Consider the following 13,682-nt stretch of genomic DNA (forward strand, 5'->3'; position numbering starts at 1 on the left):
TAATGATCAAGAAGGTTTTTCTTTTGTATATTAATGGTTTTAAAAAATTATTATGAAAATCTTCGACGCACATTTTCATATCATCAACCCAAACTTTCCTTTATTTCCTAATAACGGATATCTTCCACCTTATTTTACTATTGAAGATTATCAAAAAGATACACAAAGCTTCAATATTGTAGGTGGTGCTATTGTATCGGGGTCTTTCCAACAGTTTGATCAAGAATACCTCATCCATTCCTTACAACAACTGGGTAAAAACTATGTGGGTGTGGCTAATATTCCTATAAACATCACTCAAAAAGAATTAGATCGGTTACAAAAGTCCAACATAGTTGCAGTCCGTTTTAACTTAAAACGTGGTGGGTCAGAAACCATTAACAACATGGTTGTGCTCTCTAACAAACTTTACCACGAGTACAATTGGCATACAGAACTGTATGTAGATAGTGCCCATTTAAAAGAGTTAAAATCTAAACTTTTACAACTACCTAGTTTTTCTCTAGATCATTTAGGTCTTACAAAAAAAGGACTGACAGATATATATTTTTGGGCAAAAAAAGGTGTAAAAATTAAAGCAACTGGTTTTGGAAGAATTGATTTTGATCCTATACCCGTAATGCGTAAAATTCACTGTATTAACCCCAAAGCTTTATTATTTGGTACCGACCTTCCTTCTACTCGCGCAAAAACTCCTTTCAGCATAAAAGATATTCAATTAATAAAAGACAATTTTACAACCACAGAGCAAGAAAATATTTTTTACAATAATGCTGTGGAATGGTATCAAAAAATAATTCGTTAAATCGCATGGTTTTATAGGCTTTTTATTCCATCAAGATGCAATCTTTATCCGATCAAGATTGAATGCTAATTTCATCAAGACGCAATTTTTATTTCTTTTTGACTCTATTTGAACTGCTAAAAAAATATTGTAATTCTACCTAAAATTGCTGAAATAATTACAAACAGTTCTTTATAAAGTTTTGCAAGTACCTTAATTTAATATCTTTGATTGATTTTATAAACTAATCCACCATGAAAAAATTATTTGCAAGTGCTATAGCACTTTCAATGCTTGCAGTTTCATGTAAGCAACCAACTAAAGAAGAAGCAAAAGTAACAGAGCCAAATACTGCTTTTAATGAGTTATTACATAACTATAACGAGGGCAAGTTAGAACTAAACCCTATTAACGCAACCTATGCTGGTGATAATAGATTTAACGATCAATTTCCGAATACCTTGTCTGACGAGTATGTGTTAAAAACCAAAGATTTTTACACAAACTACAAAGCAAAGTTAGATGAATTTCCAGACAACAAGCTTACCGATAGTCAACAAATGAGTAAAGCTGTTTTAGCTTGGGATTGTGATATTGCTTTAGCGCAAAACAGTTTTAAAAATGATGTATTGATGCCTATTAACCAAATGTGGACAGTTAACCTAACCATGGGGCAATTGGCAAGTGGTAGTAGTGCACAACCATTTAATACGGTTAAAGATTACGAAAACTGGTTAAGTCGTTTAGACAAGTTCAATGTTTGGTTACAATCGGCTAAAACGCGTATGCAACAAGGAATTAAAGAGGGTTACGTTTTACCAAAATCGTTAATTAACAAAGTAATTCCACAGTTTGAAGGGTTAGCAACTACCAAGTTAACAGAGCATTTATTTTACTCTCCAATCAAAAACTTTCCGGATAGCTTTACTTCAGAAGAAAAAAAGCAATTAACCTCTGATTATACTAAGATGTTAGACCAAAAATTGATTCCATCATTTAAAGCGATGCATGAATTTTTAACGTCTGATTACTTAGCTGCCGGATTAGAAGAAAGTGGTATTTCTGCAATTCCTCAAGGAACAGCATACTACCAACATGCCATTAAAAATTATACCACTACCAATATGACTGCTGATGAAATTCATGAGTTAGGATTAAGTGAAGTGAAAAGAATTTTATCTGAAATGGAAGCTGTAAAACAGCAAGTTGGTTTTGAAGGAAATTTAAAAGAATTCTTTGATTTTGTTCGTAACAACAAAGATTTAATGCCATATACAGAACCTCAACAAATTATTGACAACTTTAACGCTATTCATGAAAAAATGAAGCCACAATTAGAAAAGTTATTTGGTAACAAACCAAAAACTCCGTTTGTGGTAAAGCAAACAGAAAAGTTTAGAGAAGCTTCTGCAAGTGCTGAGTACAATCCAGGATCATTAGACGGTACGCGTCCGGGAGTATTCTATACACCAATTCCAGATGCGTCAAAATACAATGTGTTTTCTGATGAAGCATTGTTTTTACATGAAGCTATTCCTGGGCATCACTATCAAATTTCATTAACACAAGAAAATCAGGATTTACCAGATTTCAGAAAAACCTTATGGTATAGTGCTTACGGTGAAGGTTGGGCTTTATATACTGAAAACTTAGGTAAAGAATTAGGGTTGTATACAGATCCGTATCAATATTTCGGAATGTTAGGTATGGAAATGCATCGTGCTATCCGTTTGGTCGTTGATACCGGTATGCATGCTAAAGGTTGGACACGTGAGCAAGCTATTCAATATTCATTAGATAATGAGGCAGAAAGCGAAGCTAGCATCATTTCAGAAATTGAACGTTATATGGCTAATCCTGGGCAAGCTTTATCGTATAAAATTGGTCAGTTAAAAATCCGTGAATTACGCTCTAAAGCAGAACAAGAATTAGGTGATAAATTTGATATTCGCGAGTTCCACAATCAAGTATTAGAAACAGGATGTATTCCGTTAGCTTTATTAGAAAATAAGATTGATAAGTGGATTACTTCTAGAAAGTAATAAAATATATGTAGTTCTCGACTCCGATCGAACTGACAATAAAAAATCCCGAGAGTAATTCTCGGGATTTTTTGTTATTGAAAACGCTTTTCATAATAATTCTTTAAAAAATATGCTTGTACTCCAAACAACAATGTTAAAAAGAAAAAAGCATATACAGTGGTTAAGGAAAATGTGACAGCATCTAGCAAATGTCTCATTTCAAAATCAAGAAACTGAATGCTTCCAAAATCTACTTCAGGTAAGGTAATGGCTGTCGATTTTCCTTTTACCAAAAGATAAATAGAGGCAATAATAAATCCGCCTAAAACCATCCAGATACTGTAAGAAAATCTATAATTGGTTTGATACACTTTTTTCGATTCCTCAGCCAAAATAGCATTCATAATACTTGATGTAAAGTTTCCTGAAGGCTTTTCTTCGGTAATCTCTTTTACATACTTTTTTGCAAAAGCATCTAATTCTTCAATATGTTTATTTTCTCCCATAATGATTAATTATTTCGGGTTCAACATTCTTTTTAACAATGGTAAGTAAATGTTTCCTTGCTCGGTGTAATTTGACTTTTACATTAGCTTCAGAAAGCTCTGTAACCTCAATAATTTCTTTTAAAGATAATTCTTGATAGTAAAACAACCATAAAATGGTTCGTTCCTCCTCTGGCAACTTTTGTAAGCAATCATTAATAATTTTACTTCGTTCATCACGTTCAATACCATCTAAAATTGTTTCTGTAGCTTGAATTTGATTAAAGGTTATTTCATTAATATCTGTTATAGTATATCTTACTGAATTCTTTTTTATAGCATCTAAACAATTCCTATATGTAATTTTATACAACCAAGTTGAAAACTTTGACTTTCCTTCAAATTTAGCTAAATTTTTATACGCTTTAACAAATGTATCTTGAGAAACTTCTTCTGCTTCTTCTTTATTGTTCAACATTTTAACCGCCAAAGAATACACCATAACCTTATACTTTTCCACTAAAAAAGCATAGGCATTAGTGTCTCCTTTCAACACTTTATCTATATAAGTTTGGTCGTTTTTAATAGTCATTTTATTCTATGACATAATTAGCACAAAAAAGGTTACACATTTTCTAAAAAAATATTTTTTATACTTTTTTGTAACCTTTTTAAAAAGTGAGATGTCTTACCTGCAAACACAATAAAATTAATCTTTTAAAATTTAGTATATGGAAGCAGCTATTGTATTTATGTTTTTATTTGCCATTATTTTTGGTATCTTTTATTTATTCTTTACTACTCGTAATAAAGAGCGTTTAGCATTAATTGAGAAAGGTGCAGATGCCACTATTTTCTTCTCTAAAAAAGAGCCTCAAAAAACAGCTCCGTTTTGGAAAGTTGTTGTCTTAAACTTATCTCTTTTATTAATGGGGATTGGTATTGGTGTATTTATAGCATTAGTTTTACATACCTATACTCAGTTAGAAGAAGGAGCTATTTACCCAGCAATGATATTTTTAATGGCAGGTGCAGGTTTATTTGCAGGATTCAACATTACCAAAAACTTAGATAAAGAGTAAAAATATAACAGCTTTATTAAAGTTGTGATTAAAGAGAACGCTTATTAGCATTCTCTTTTTTGTTTTGTAAATTAGTTGTCTAAATTCAAATTAATGAAAAGACTAACTACTTTCCTATTTTTCCTATGTAACGTATACATTATAGTATCTCAAACAGATACTAAAATTTACGATATAATTAATGGAATTTCTTCTAAAAGAATTGAAGCAGATATTACAACACTTGCTAATTTTGGCACCCGTCATACCTTAAGCGACACCCTTTCTGCTACCAGAGGAATTGGTGCAGCACGACGTTGGATAAAATCTGAGTTTGAAAAAATAGCATCCAATTGCAATAACTGTTTAGATGTTTTTTATCAAAAAGATTTGGTAAAAAAAGGTACTAACCAACGTATAACTAAAGATGTTTGGGTTGTAAATGTAGTTGCTGTTCAAAAAGGAACAAAATACCCAAACAATTATATCATTATGAGTGGTGATATAGATTCTAGAATTTCTGATCCTAATAATTATACAGATGATGCTCCCGGAGCTAATGATAATGCCTCTGGAATGGCAGGAACTATAGAAGCTGCTCGTGTTTTAAGTAAATATCAGTTTGAAAACAGTATTATGTATGTTGGACTTTCTGGTGAAGAACAAGGTTTGTTCGGAGGAAAAGGTTTAGCGAAGTATGCACAAGAAAAAGGATGGAATATTGTTGGAGTTTTAAACAACGATATGATAGGAAATATTCAAGGTGTAGATGGAGTAATTGACAATAGAACCTTTAGAATATTTAGTGAACCGGTTCCTCCTACTGAAACAGAACAACAACGTAAAGCAAGACGGTTTTATGGTGGGGAAGTTGATGGTGTCTCTCGTCAGTTAGCCCGTTTTATCTATACAACTACCAAAACATATATGCCGGAAATGAATCCGAAAATGATTTACAGATTAGATCGTTTTGGACGCGGTGGTCATCACCGTCCGTTTAACGATGCTGGTTTTCCAGGTGTCAGAATTATGGAAGCTCATGAAAACTACACGCAACAGCATCAAGATATTCGCACCGAAAACGGAATTGAATATGGAGACAAACTAAAGTTTGTAAACTTTGAGTACGCAAAAAAGTTAACTGCTGTAAATGCAATTAATTTAGCAAGTGTTGCTTCTGCTCCTCCATCACCACAAAATGTCGGTATTGGTGGTATTGTTGAAGCATCTGCTAAATTAAAGTGGGATAAAGTAAACGGAGCAAAAGGGTACAAAATTTACTGGAGAGATACCACTTCCCCTACTTGGGACAACTTTAAATATGTTGAAAATACTACAGAGTTTACACTTGACGGAATTGTTATAGACAACTACTTTTTTGGCGTATCTGCTGTTGGAGAAAACGGACATGAAAGCATCGTTAGTTTTCCTTCAAAAATTATAAGATAAATGAGTAAACCAAAATTATATTTTGAACATCATGAGTTATGGTATGATTGGTTACATGAAAATCATACACAAAGTGAGGGTGTGTATTTAATATTTTACAAAGTAGAAATGGATATTCCTTCAATGCGTTGGGAAGAAGCCGTAAAAGTTGCTTTGTGTTTTGGGTGGATTGACAGTACCGTAAAGAGTTTAGGAAACGGTAAAAGACAACAGTATTTTACACCAAGAAAACCTAAAAGTGTATGGAGTAAACTCAACAAAACTTATATAGAAGAATTGATTGAGCAAGACTTAATGCATCAAAATGGTTTACAATCTATAGAAACTGCCAAAGAAAACGGATCTTGGTTTGCATTGGATGATGTAGAAAATTTAATCATTCCTGAAGATTTACAAACCGAATTTGAACTCAACTCTATAGCCTTTGAAAACTACCAAAACTTTGCTCCTTCTTACAGAAAAAGCTACTTGTATTGGTTAAATCAAGCTAAAAGAGAAGCTACTCGGCAAAAAAGAATTACAGAAATTATCAAATTGTGTAAAGCTAACCAAAAACAAAGAGGAACATGGTAAAAGTTTTAATTACCGGAGGTACCGGATTAATAGGTCAAAAATTAACACAGCTTCTTGAAGCTAAAGGTTATGAAGTAGCAATTTTGTCAAGAAATCCTTCAGAGAAAAACCAATATAAATGGGATATTAAAGAAGGTTATATTGATGAAAAAGCACTAAAGAATACCGATTATATTATTCATCTTGCAGGTGCTGGAATTGCAGATAAACGTTGGACAGATAAAAGAAAGAAAGTATTGATGAATAGTAGAGTTCAGTCTGCAAATCTTCTATTTTCTAAAGTAAAAGAATTAAACATTCCACTTAACAAATTCATCTCTGCTTCTGCTATCGGATATTATGGGGCTGTTACAACAGATATAGTTTTTACTGAAAAAGATCCTCCTGGAAATGATTTTGTATCTACTATTTGTGTTAGTTGGGAAAATGCAGCTTTTCAATTCAACAAACTCGATATTCCAGTAACAGTTTTAAGAACTGGAGTAGTTTTAGCTAAAGATGATGGTGCTTTAGACAGAATGAACACTCCTTTGTTTTTAGCCCCTATAGGCTCTGGTAAACAATACATGCCATGGATTCATGTTGATGATTTATGTAGTCTTTATGTAGAAGCTATAGAAAAAGATAATTTTATAGGAGTTTTTAATGCGGTAGCACCTAATCCAGAAACAAATAAGACCTTTACTAAAATATTAGGAAAAGTACTTCATAAGCCTGTTTTACCTATTCATGTTCCAAGTTTTATTTTACAATTAGTCTTCGGAAAAATGGCTAATATTATTTTAGAAGGAAGTAGAATTTCTACTGAGAAAACAAGTACATTTTATAATTTTAAATACCACAGCTTAAATAAAGCTTTAACTAATTTGTATGATAATTAATTAGTAGATAAACTTTATAATATTAAAAACCATTTTTAAATTGTATTAATTATATTTAAACACTTTAATTAAACATACATGCAAGAAGAAGAACTGATTGTAAATTTTCAACAAAAAAATGTAAAAGCTTTTGAAACTATTTATCAAATGTATCATAACAACATTTTAGGCGTTGTTTTTAATATTGTAAGAGATTCAACAATTGCAGAAGAGGTAACCCAAGATATTTTTATTAAAGCTTGGAATAACGCAAGCTCATATAACCCAAATAAAGGCAGACTTTTTACTTGGTTATTAAATATAGCAAGAAATACTTCTATAGACAAAGTAAGATCTAAAGATTTTAAGAACAATTCTAAAAACCTTAATGATCAAATTTTCGTAGATATAATAGGAACACATGATAACCTTAATGAAAAAACTGATTCAATAGGAATTAGAAGTTTTGTGAGTCAGTTAGCAGATACTTGTAAAAAAATTATTGATTTGTTATATTTTAAAGGATATACCCAAAAAGAAGCTTCTGAAAGTTTAAACATGCCTTTGGGTACTATTAAAACTAAAAATAGAAATTGTATTAATGCTTTAAGAGAAATGGTTAAATAGGATGGATAAAAAGAAATACATAGAATCTGGTATATTGGAACTATATATAGCTGGTGCTTTATCTGAAAAGGAAAATAAGCAAGTGCATGATATTATTATAGAGCATCCTGAAATATTAGATGAAGTTAAAGAAATTGAAAAGGTTATTTCTACTTTAACGGCAAGTTTAGCCCCATCAAAAAATGAATCTCAATTTAAAGATGTTTTAGTTAAAATACTTCAACAGAAAGAAGATGCATCTAAAGTATTACCTCTTTACCCAAAAAAATCACTTTTATACTATAGTGGTTGGGCTGCAAGTATATTACTAGGTAGTACATTAATTTTTTACACAATAAAAACCAAATCTTTAAATAATAAACTAAATATTGCCAATTCTGAAAAAGTATTATTTCAAAAACAATTAGACAGCTCATTAATAAATTTAAACACGCAAGAAAAATTATTAGCTGTACTTAGAAACCCTGATTTAATTTCTGTTCCTCTGAAAGGACAAGGTAAATTTGATAATACTTTTGCAAAAATTTATTGGGATAAAAGTAATAATAACGTTTACTTAGACGCACAAGGTCTTCCAATTCCTCCAAAGGGAAAAGTTTATCAATTATGGTCTTTAAAGCTGAATCCTTTAACCCCTACCAGTTTAGGTACTATAGATAACTTTAGTGCTAATACTACTAAAATTTTTACAATTAAGAACGTTAATGAATCTCAGGCTTTTGGTATTACTTTAGAACCAGAAGGAGGTAGTTTAACACCAACTTTAGATCAATTATATACACTAGGTACAATAAGTTCTTAAAATAAGTAACATAAAATAAAACGCCTAAAAAACTGAGTTTTTAGGCGTTTTCTACATTGGGGATTATGTATTAAAAACTATAAGTTACTTTTGCTTTTGCAAGAAAAGGAGTTCCTGGGGTAAAATGAATTTCTTCAACCGAAGAAGATTCATTTCTTAACCTTGATTCTGTGGCAAATTGAGTTTCTTTCCAATTGGTATTAAATAAATTTTCAATAGAAAAACCAAGTGTAATATTTTTTTGAATTTTATAATTCATATTTAAATCTGTTACAAAATAACCTCTTGCTACTATCGAATTGTCTTCATTAGCAGGTCTATCATCAAGAAATCGATAACGTAAACTTCCTGATATTTTCTTTTTTTTAATTGCTAATCCTCCTGTAACGGTCAACTTAGGAGCCAATGGAATATAATTAAAACCTGGATCCAATTCTGTATTTATGGCTTTGGTTATAGTTGCATCGGTATCTAAATACAACCAATCTGAAAAATGATAACGAAAACCAAGATCAACACCAAAACGTTCAGATTTTCCGTTCGGTTCAATTACTCCTTCGTCTCCTACATACACCAACTCTTCCTCTGAAAACAGATACCAAACCGCGGTATTCAAAATTAAATTAGAAACCGGTTTCCATATATTACCTATATCTAAACCATACGCTTTGGGTAATATATTTGTTGTGTTTTGTTGTAAAACCAACCTTGCATCGTTAGAGTGAAATCCTATTCCAGATTTTAAAAACCATTGTACATTATTGTTCTGGTTGAATAAAAAATTTAAATGAGGGGTAACAATTGTTTTGCTATTAGATAAGGCTGTTCCTGAATTTGGTGCTCGTTTATCTTCATATAAAAAATTAAAATAATCTAATCGTATTGATGGAGAAATTGTAAATTTTTCTGATTTAAAATCTGAATTGAAAAACAAATAAAAATTACTTTGATCTATATTTCCCAATTGAATACTTTCTAAACGTTCTACCTTATTTTTAGTATGTGATAATTCAATATTATTAACTATATCTTTTCTTACTCCTATACCATTTGTTAACTCAACATCAAAATTACCCAATGAAGTAGAATTAATGAACTGAGTATTAAACCCTAAAATTTCTCTATTTTCATATTGTTTTATTTGGTCTCCGTTTTCTGGATCTTTAAAAAAAAAGGTGAAATTTGAAAATAGCTCAAAATTATAATCTGTATAAAAAAAATTGCTTTTAACTATTGTATTTTTTAAAGATGTTACATATTGAAGATTTATATTTGCTCTTGATGTATTACCTCCTTCTGTATCATCTATAGATCCAAAACGAGATATGCTTCCGTTTTTTACAGCACGCTCAGGTATTTGTCCTGAAGCATTCCATCTACTTTTAAAATAAGAAAAAGTTAAACTAAGCTGATCTTTTTTTGTAGTTGAAATACTGTACTTACCAAATATATTTGATCTGTTAAAGTTTTGTGGTGAAACATAGGGTCCATCAGATTCTAAATATTCAAAAGCAAGATATGCGTTGTTATCTTTCAATAAATTTACCATAGCTAAAGTTCTGAATGAGTTAAAATCTCCAATACTTAAGCTTATCTTGCTATTATCTAATTTCTTTTTTGTTTCAAACTCAACATAACCTGCAGTATTAAAATCACCTTTTTCTGCGTAATACGGACCTTTACCAAAATTAATTTTTTGAATGGTTTCAGGAATTATAAAATGTAAATCACTATATCCTTGCCCATGTGCATGAGATACCATATTTATAGGCATACCATCAACAGAAAGTGTTAAATCTGTACCGTGATCAATATCAAATCCTCGTAAAAAAATTTGTTCTGCTTTACCCCCTCCTGCATGTTGACCAATAAATAGTCCTGGAACTTTTCTAAGTATTTCTTGAGACGAATTAACTGGTGATGTTTCAACATCAACTTTTGTTATTGATTGAATTGCGTTTAGCTCTTTAGTTAAAACTAATTCATCTAACATCACCAGTTTCGTCCTCAAAAAATAATCTTGGGGATTATCAAAATGCTTTTGTGTTAGAGTTATGATACGTTTTTCATAACCTAATAAACCAATTTGTATAGTATCTCCTACATTTGTTTTCTTTAATTTAAAAGTTCCGTTTAATAAGGAGTGAGTATGTGTATTTTGAGTTTTATTATATATGTAAACATTTTCTATGGGTAAACCTTCCTTTTCTATAACTCTACCTTCTAAGATAGATTGTTGATAACTATATAATGTATTCGAAAAAAAAATCCATGGTAGAAATAGTACTATTTTAATTGTTAATTTCATTAGATTGTTTTAATTTTTTCAACCATTAAAGGTCCTAGTTCATATGAACTTTCTAACAGGTTTTCTTTAAGTTTTAAAGCTTCTTCATTTAATTTATTTGCTTTATAAATCTTTGCAAGATGATATATTACTTGGGGTTCAGATGTTTTACCTATAACAAATTTTTTAGCAACCTGTAGTGCTTTATTATATGATTTTTCTTTATAGTATGCCCAAGCTAATAGATCATAAGAAATTGGTGTTGGCCTGTTTTTGATTTCTTTTTCTATAATTTCTAAGGCTTTATCATGTTTATTCAAATCATCTAAAAACAATTGAATATTATATTGGTTATACATATCACCATAAAGCATGTTATTGGTTTCATCTAAAAATATTTGTATGTTATCTATTTTGTTTTTAGAATTACCTGTATACTCCTCTATTTCTGCCTTCAATAAAAAATAGTCTGGAGATTTATGACTTTTTAAAACTTCATTTAAAATTCTTAATGCTTCTTTAGAATCTTTTTCATAAGAGTACACTATCCAAGCAATACCTTTTTTAGCATAGGCGTTTTGAGAATCTAATTCTAATGCTTTTAAATAGTATTGATATGATTTTTTAACATTATTGTTATGCCCATAAAAGTCAGCTAAATTAGTATAAGACCATATCATTAAGTTTTTATTTTTAGATGCTTCAGCAATGCCTGTAGCTTTTTCCATTAAGCGAATAGCATTTTTAAGATCACCTAAATGATCATTCCATTTTGATGCTCTAATTAGATAATCAAAATCTGAAAAATTTTGTATTTTATGAAGATAATTTTCTGCTTTATCATAAGCTCCCAGTTCTAGATACACATCAAATAACATTTTATGTGTACTGCTTATATTTTCACCTATCTCATTTGCTTTTAATAATAAACTTAAAGCCTGTTTAAATTTGTGCTGAGAAATGTAATTTCTAGCTAATGAGCGTAAGTTTGAGCAATTATTATAGTTTGTTTTTTTATTTAGTTCTTTTATTGTTTGTTCGGCTTCTATTAGGTATTTAACTTCTCCAGTAGTTGTAAATAAAGCTGTGTTAGCATTGGCTATTTTAGCTAAATAAGGATATTGGTTAGGGGTTCTATATAATTTATCTTGCCAAAAAGATAAATCTACTTTAAGTTTTGTATAATCAATATCTAAATGATCTACTAAGTATAAATTATAATCTTTAGGGTTCGTTATTTTTTCTTCACTACTAGTGTTACAACTTAACAACAGAAATTTAAAACATAAAACCATTAATATATGTAAGCTTTTCATAATTTAAATAAAGTTTAAGGGTTTAAAGAATGACTAATTGATGGGGATCAATCAGCCATTCTATTGTGAAAAAAACTACCACGGAGATGCTAAGTAAGGAAATGATGATAAAAATTGTTTATCATTTGCATCTACATGGTCATCAGATAAATTAGGATTCTCTGAAAAATCCTCCCCTCCGAATATTAATAAAAGCTCTACAGTAATTACATCATCTGTAAGAGCTCTTCCTGTTAGTACGTTTGTTCCATCATAAAAAGTGGTTGCTCCGTCTAAAGAAACACTCAAAACATCTGTAGCTAAAACACTTGTAAAACTTGCTGCATCTAAACCTAGAGCATTTTTATCTCCTGTGTTTGCATAAGCAGGACTTAACGTTGTTAAATTAGCTTCAAACATTTGTTGAAATTCTGCTCCTTGTTCTGATGGTATAGTTACATTAAAAGAATCTTTACTTTCTGCATTTACAAAAACAGTATTTACAGCAGGTCTTCCCATTTGATCTTTTTGCACATATGTTCCTGTAAAATCAGGAGTATACATTTCTTTTTGAGTATTACCATCCTCGCTACAGCTAGTTATAATAATTGATGTGATAGTAATTAATAGTACTAGTTTTATATTTTTAAAGTTCATAATATTTGTTTTTAGATTTTTAATTATTGTTTTTGCTTTGACTCCACCCAAGTGTTAATGGTACCTGAACCGCCAATCATATCTTTTGGTACTTCAACTACAATTGATAAAACATTGGTTCCTGCAAAAGTATCTGTACCAGGATTATTAAAAGATGTAGCATTACCACCTATAATTTCACCATATCTAGCAAAATCCATAAAAAAAGGATCATCTCTTGGTCCTGCGAAAAATGACATACCTGCGTTATTAGCTGTTATTGCACTAGCACCATAAGGTGTAATAGCAACTTCGCCCGCAACTTGACTGGTATAAATTGTACTATTTAAGCCTGTTGTGTTTGGTGCTACTGGTCCAAAGAAGTACATTTTTCCATCTCTTGGTATAGCTTGGATAATTAAATCTTCAACAGCATCTCCATCTGTATCAATATTAAATTCTATCAATACATTTTCATCAAATGAAGCATCTGCTGTTGAATTAGGACTTAATAAACCTTGAAGGTTTGCTACAAACACAATATTGTCTGTATTCTCACCTTGAAAAGCATAAAAATCTGTAATATCACTCGTTCCTCCTTGTACATTAGGAGCATCAATGTGATCTGCTGCATAAATTACAAATGCTAATAATGTTACTACCATTATTCTTGTAAATAAATTAGTTGTTTTCATTTTTTAAATTTTAGTTAATTACTTATTCATCTTTACTTACGAGATTTTTTTACAGTTGGTTTTTATTTTTTTTTATTTTTTATGTTTTTTATTTAAAAAGGCAC

Annotated in this window: 14 protein-coding genes; 8 read left to right on the forward strand and 6 right to left on the reverse strand. The window is 30.4% G+C overall.

Translation table 11 applies throughout. The features are described from left to right. The first annotated feature begins 52 nt into the window (after nt 1–52). Together SLH33_RS03045 and SLH33_RS03050 are read left to right on the forward strand one after the other, a co-directional pair. The gene (locus tag SLH33_RS03045; protein ID WP_320417603.1) at nt 53–805 is read left to right on the forward strand and encodes an amidohydrolase family protein; all 753 of its coding nucleotides are present in this window, start codon (nt 53–55) and stop codon (nt 803–805) included. A gap of 233 nt (nt 806–1,038) precedes the next feature. Then, nucleotides 1,039–2,826 carry a DUF885 domain-containing protein gene (locus SLH33_RS03050; RefSeq protein WP_320417604.1) on the forward strand — a complete coding sequence of 596 codons (1,788 nt, stop codon included), beginning with the start codon at nt 1,039–1,041 and terminating at the stop codon, nt 2,824–2,826. Between the two features lie 74 nt (nt 2,827–2,900). Here SLH33_RS03050 and SLH33_RS03055 read toward each other — a convergent pair whose 3' ends face one another. Both SLH33_RS03055 and SLH33_RS03060 read right to left on the reverse strand, forming a co-directional pair. After that, a complete protein-coding gene (locus tag SLH33_RS03055) occupies nt 2,901–3,314 on the reverse strand; it encodes a hypothetical protein (protein ID WP_320417605.1) in 414 nt (137 codons plus the stop codon). After that, complete coding sequence (locus SLH33_RS03060; protein WP_320417606.1) at nt 3,301–3,885, reverse strand: sigma-70 family RNA polymerase sigma factor; 585 nt, start codon at nt 3,883–3,885, stop codon at nt 3,301–3,303. The genes SLH33_RS03055 and SLH33_RS03060 overlap by 14 nt, the downstream gene beginning before the upstream one ends. 139 nt (nt 3,886–4,024) lie before the next feature. Here SLH33_RS03060 and SLH33_RS03065 point away from each other — a divergent pair, with 139 nt between their 5' ends. The 6 genes from SLH33_RS03065 to SLH33_RS03090 all read left to right on the forward strand — a co-directional run bounded on the left by SLH33_RS03065 (nt 4,025) and on the right by SLH33_RS03090 (nt 8,665). Beyond that, complete coding sequence (locus tag SLH33_RS03065) at nt 4,025–4,375, forward strand: DUF6249 domain-containing protein (protein WP_320417607.1); 351 nt, start codon at nt 4,025–4,027, stop codon at nt 4,373–4,375. A gap of 93 nt (nt 4,376–4,468) precedes the next feature. Beyond that, complete coding sequence (locus SLH33_RS03070) at nt 4,469–5,803, forward strand: M28 family peptidase (protein WP_320417608.1); 1,335 nt, start codon at nt 4,469–4,471, stop codon at nt 5,801–5,803. Then, the gene (locus tag SLH33_RS03075; protein ID WP_320417609.1) at nt 5,804–6,376 is read left to right on the forward strand and encodes a YdeI/OmpD-associated family protein; all 573 of its coding nucleotides are present in this window, start codon (nt 5,804–5,806) and stop codon (nt 6,374–6,376) included. Then, entirely contained in the window at nt 6,370–7,257 is an 888-nt protein-coding gene (locus SLH33_RS03080; RefSeq protein ID WP_320417610.1) for a TIGR01777 family oxidoreductase, read from the forward strand. The genes SLH33_RS03075 and SLH33_RS03080 overlap by 7 nt, the downstream gene beginning before the upstream one ends. A gap of 78 nt (nt 7,258–7,335) precedes the next feature. After that, nucleotides 7,336–7,863 (forward strand): RNA polymerase sigma factor, encoded by a 528-nt coding sequence (locus SLH33_RS03085; protein ID WP_320417611.1) that lies wholly within the window; start codon nt 7,336–7,338, stop codon nt 7,861–7,863. 1 nt (nt 7,864) lies between these two features. After that, complete coding sequence (locus tag SLH33_RS03090; protein ID WP_320417612.1) at nt 7,865–8,665, forward strand: anti-sigma factor; 801 nt, start codon at nt 7,865–7,867, stop codon at nt 8,663–8,665. 70 nt (nt 8,666–8,735) lie between these two features. On the opposite strand, the gene SLH33_RS03095 is transcribed toward SLH33_RS03090, so the two are convergent. The 4 genes from SLH33_RS03095 to SLH33_RS03110 all read right to left on the reverse strand — a co-directional run bounded on the left by SLH33_RS03095 (nt 8,736) and on the right by SLH33_RS03110 (nt 13,578). Next, a complete protein-coding gene (locus tag SLH33_RS03095; RefSeq protein WP_320417613.1) occupies nt 8,736–10,973 on the reverse strand; it encodes a TonB-dependent receptor in 2,238 nt (745 codons plus the stop codon). Next, nucleotides 10,973–12,268 carry a cell surface protein gene (locus tag SLH33_RS03100; RefSeq protein WP_320417614.1) on the reverse strand — a complete coding sequence of 432 codons (1,296 nt, stop codon included), beginning with the start codon at nt 12,266–12,268 and terminating at the stop codon, nt 10,973–10,975. The genes SLH33_RS03095 and SLH33_RS03100 overlap by 1 nt, the downstream gene beginning before the upstream one ends. A 75-nt stretch (nt 12,269–12,343) precedes the next feature. Continuing rightward, nucleotides 12,344–12,904 (reverse strand): DUF4331 family protein, encoded by a 561-nt coding sequence (locus SLH33_RS03105; RefSeq protein ID WP_320417615.1) that lies wholly within the window; start codon nt 12,902–12,904, stop codon nt 12,344–12,346. A gap of 23 nt (nt 12,905–12,927) precedes the next feature. Continuing rightward, a complete protein-coding gene (locus tag SLH33_RS03110) occupies nt 12,928–13,578 on the reverse strand; it encodes a DUF4331 family protein (protein ID WP_413818256.1) in 651 nt (216 codons plus the stop codon). Nucleotides 13,579–13,682: the final 104 nt, after the last annotated feature.

Source organism: Tenacibaculum sp. IB213877 (assembly GCF_034043975.1).
Taxonomy (GTDB): domain Bacteria; phylum Bacteroidota; class Bacteroidia; order Flavobacteriales; family Flavobacteriaceae; genus Polaribacter.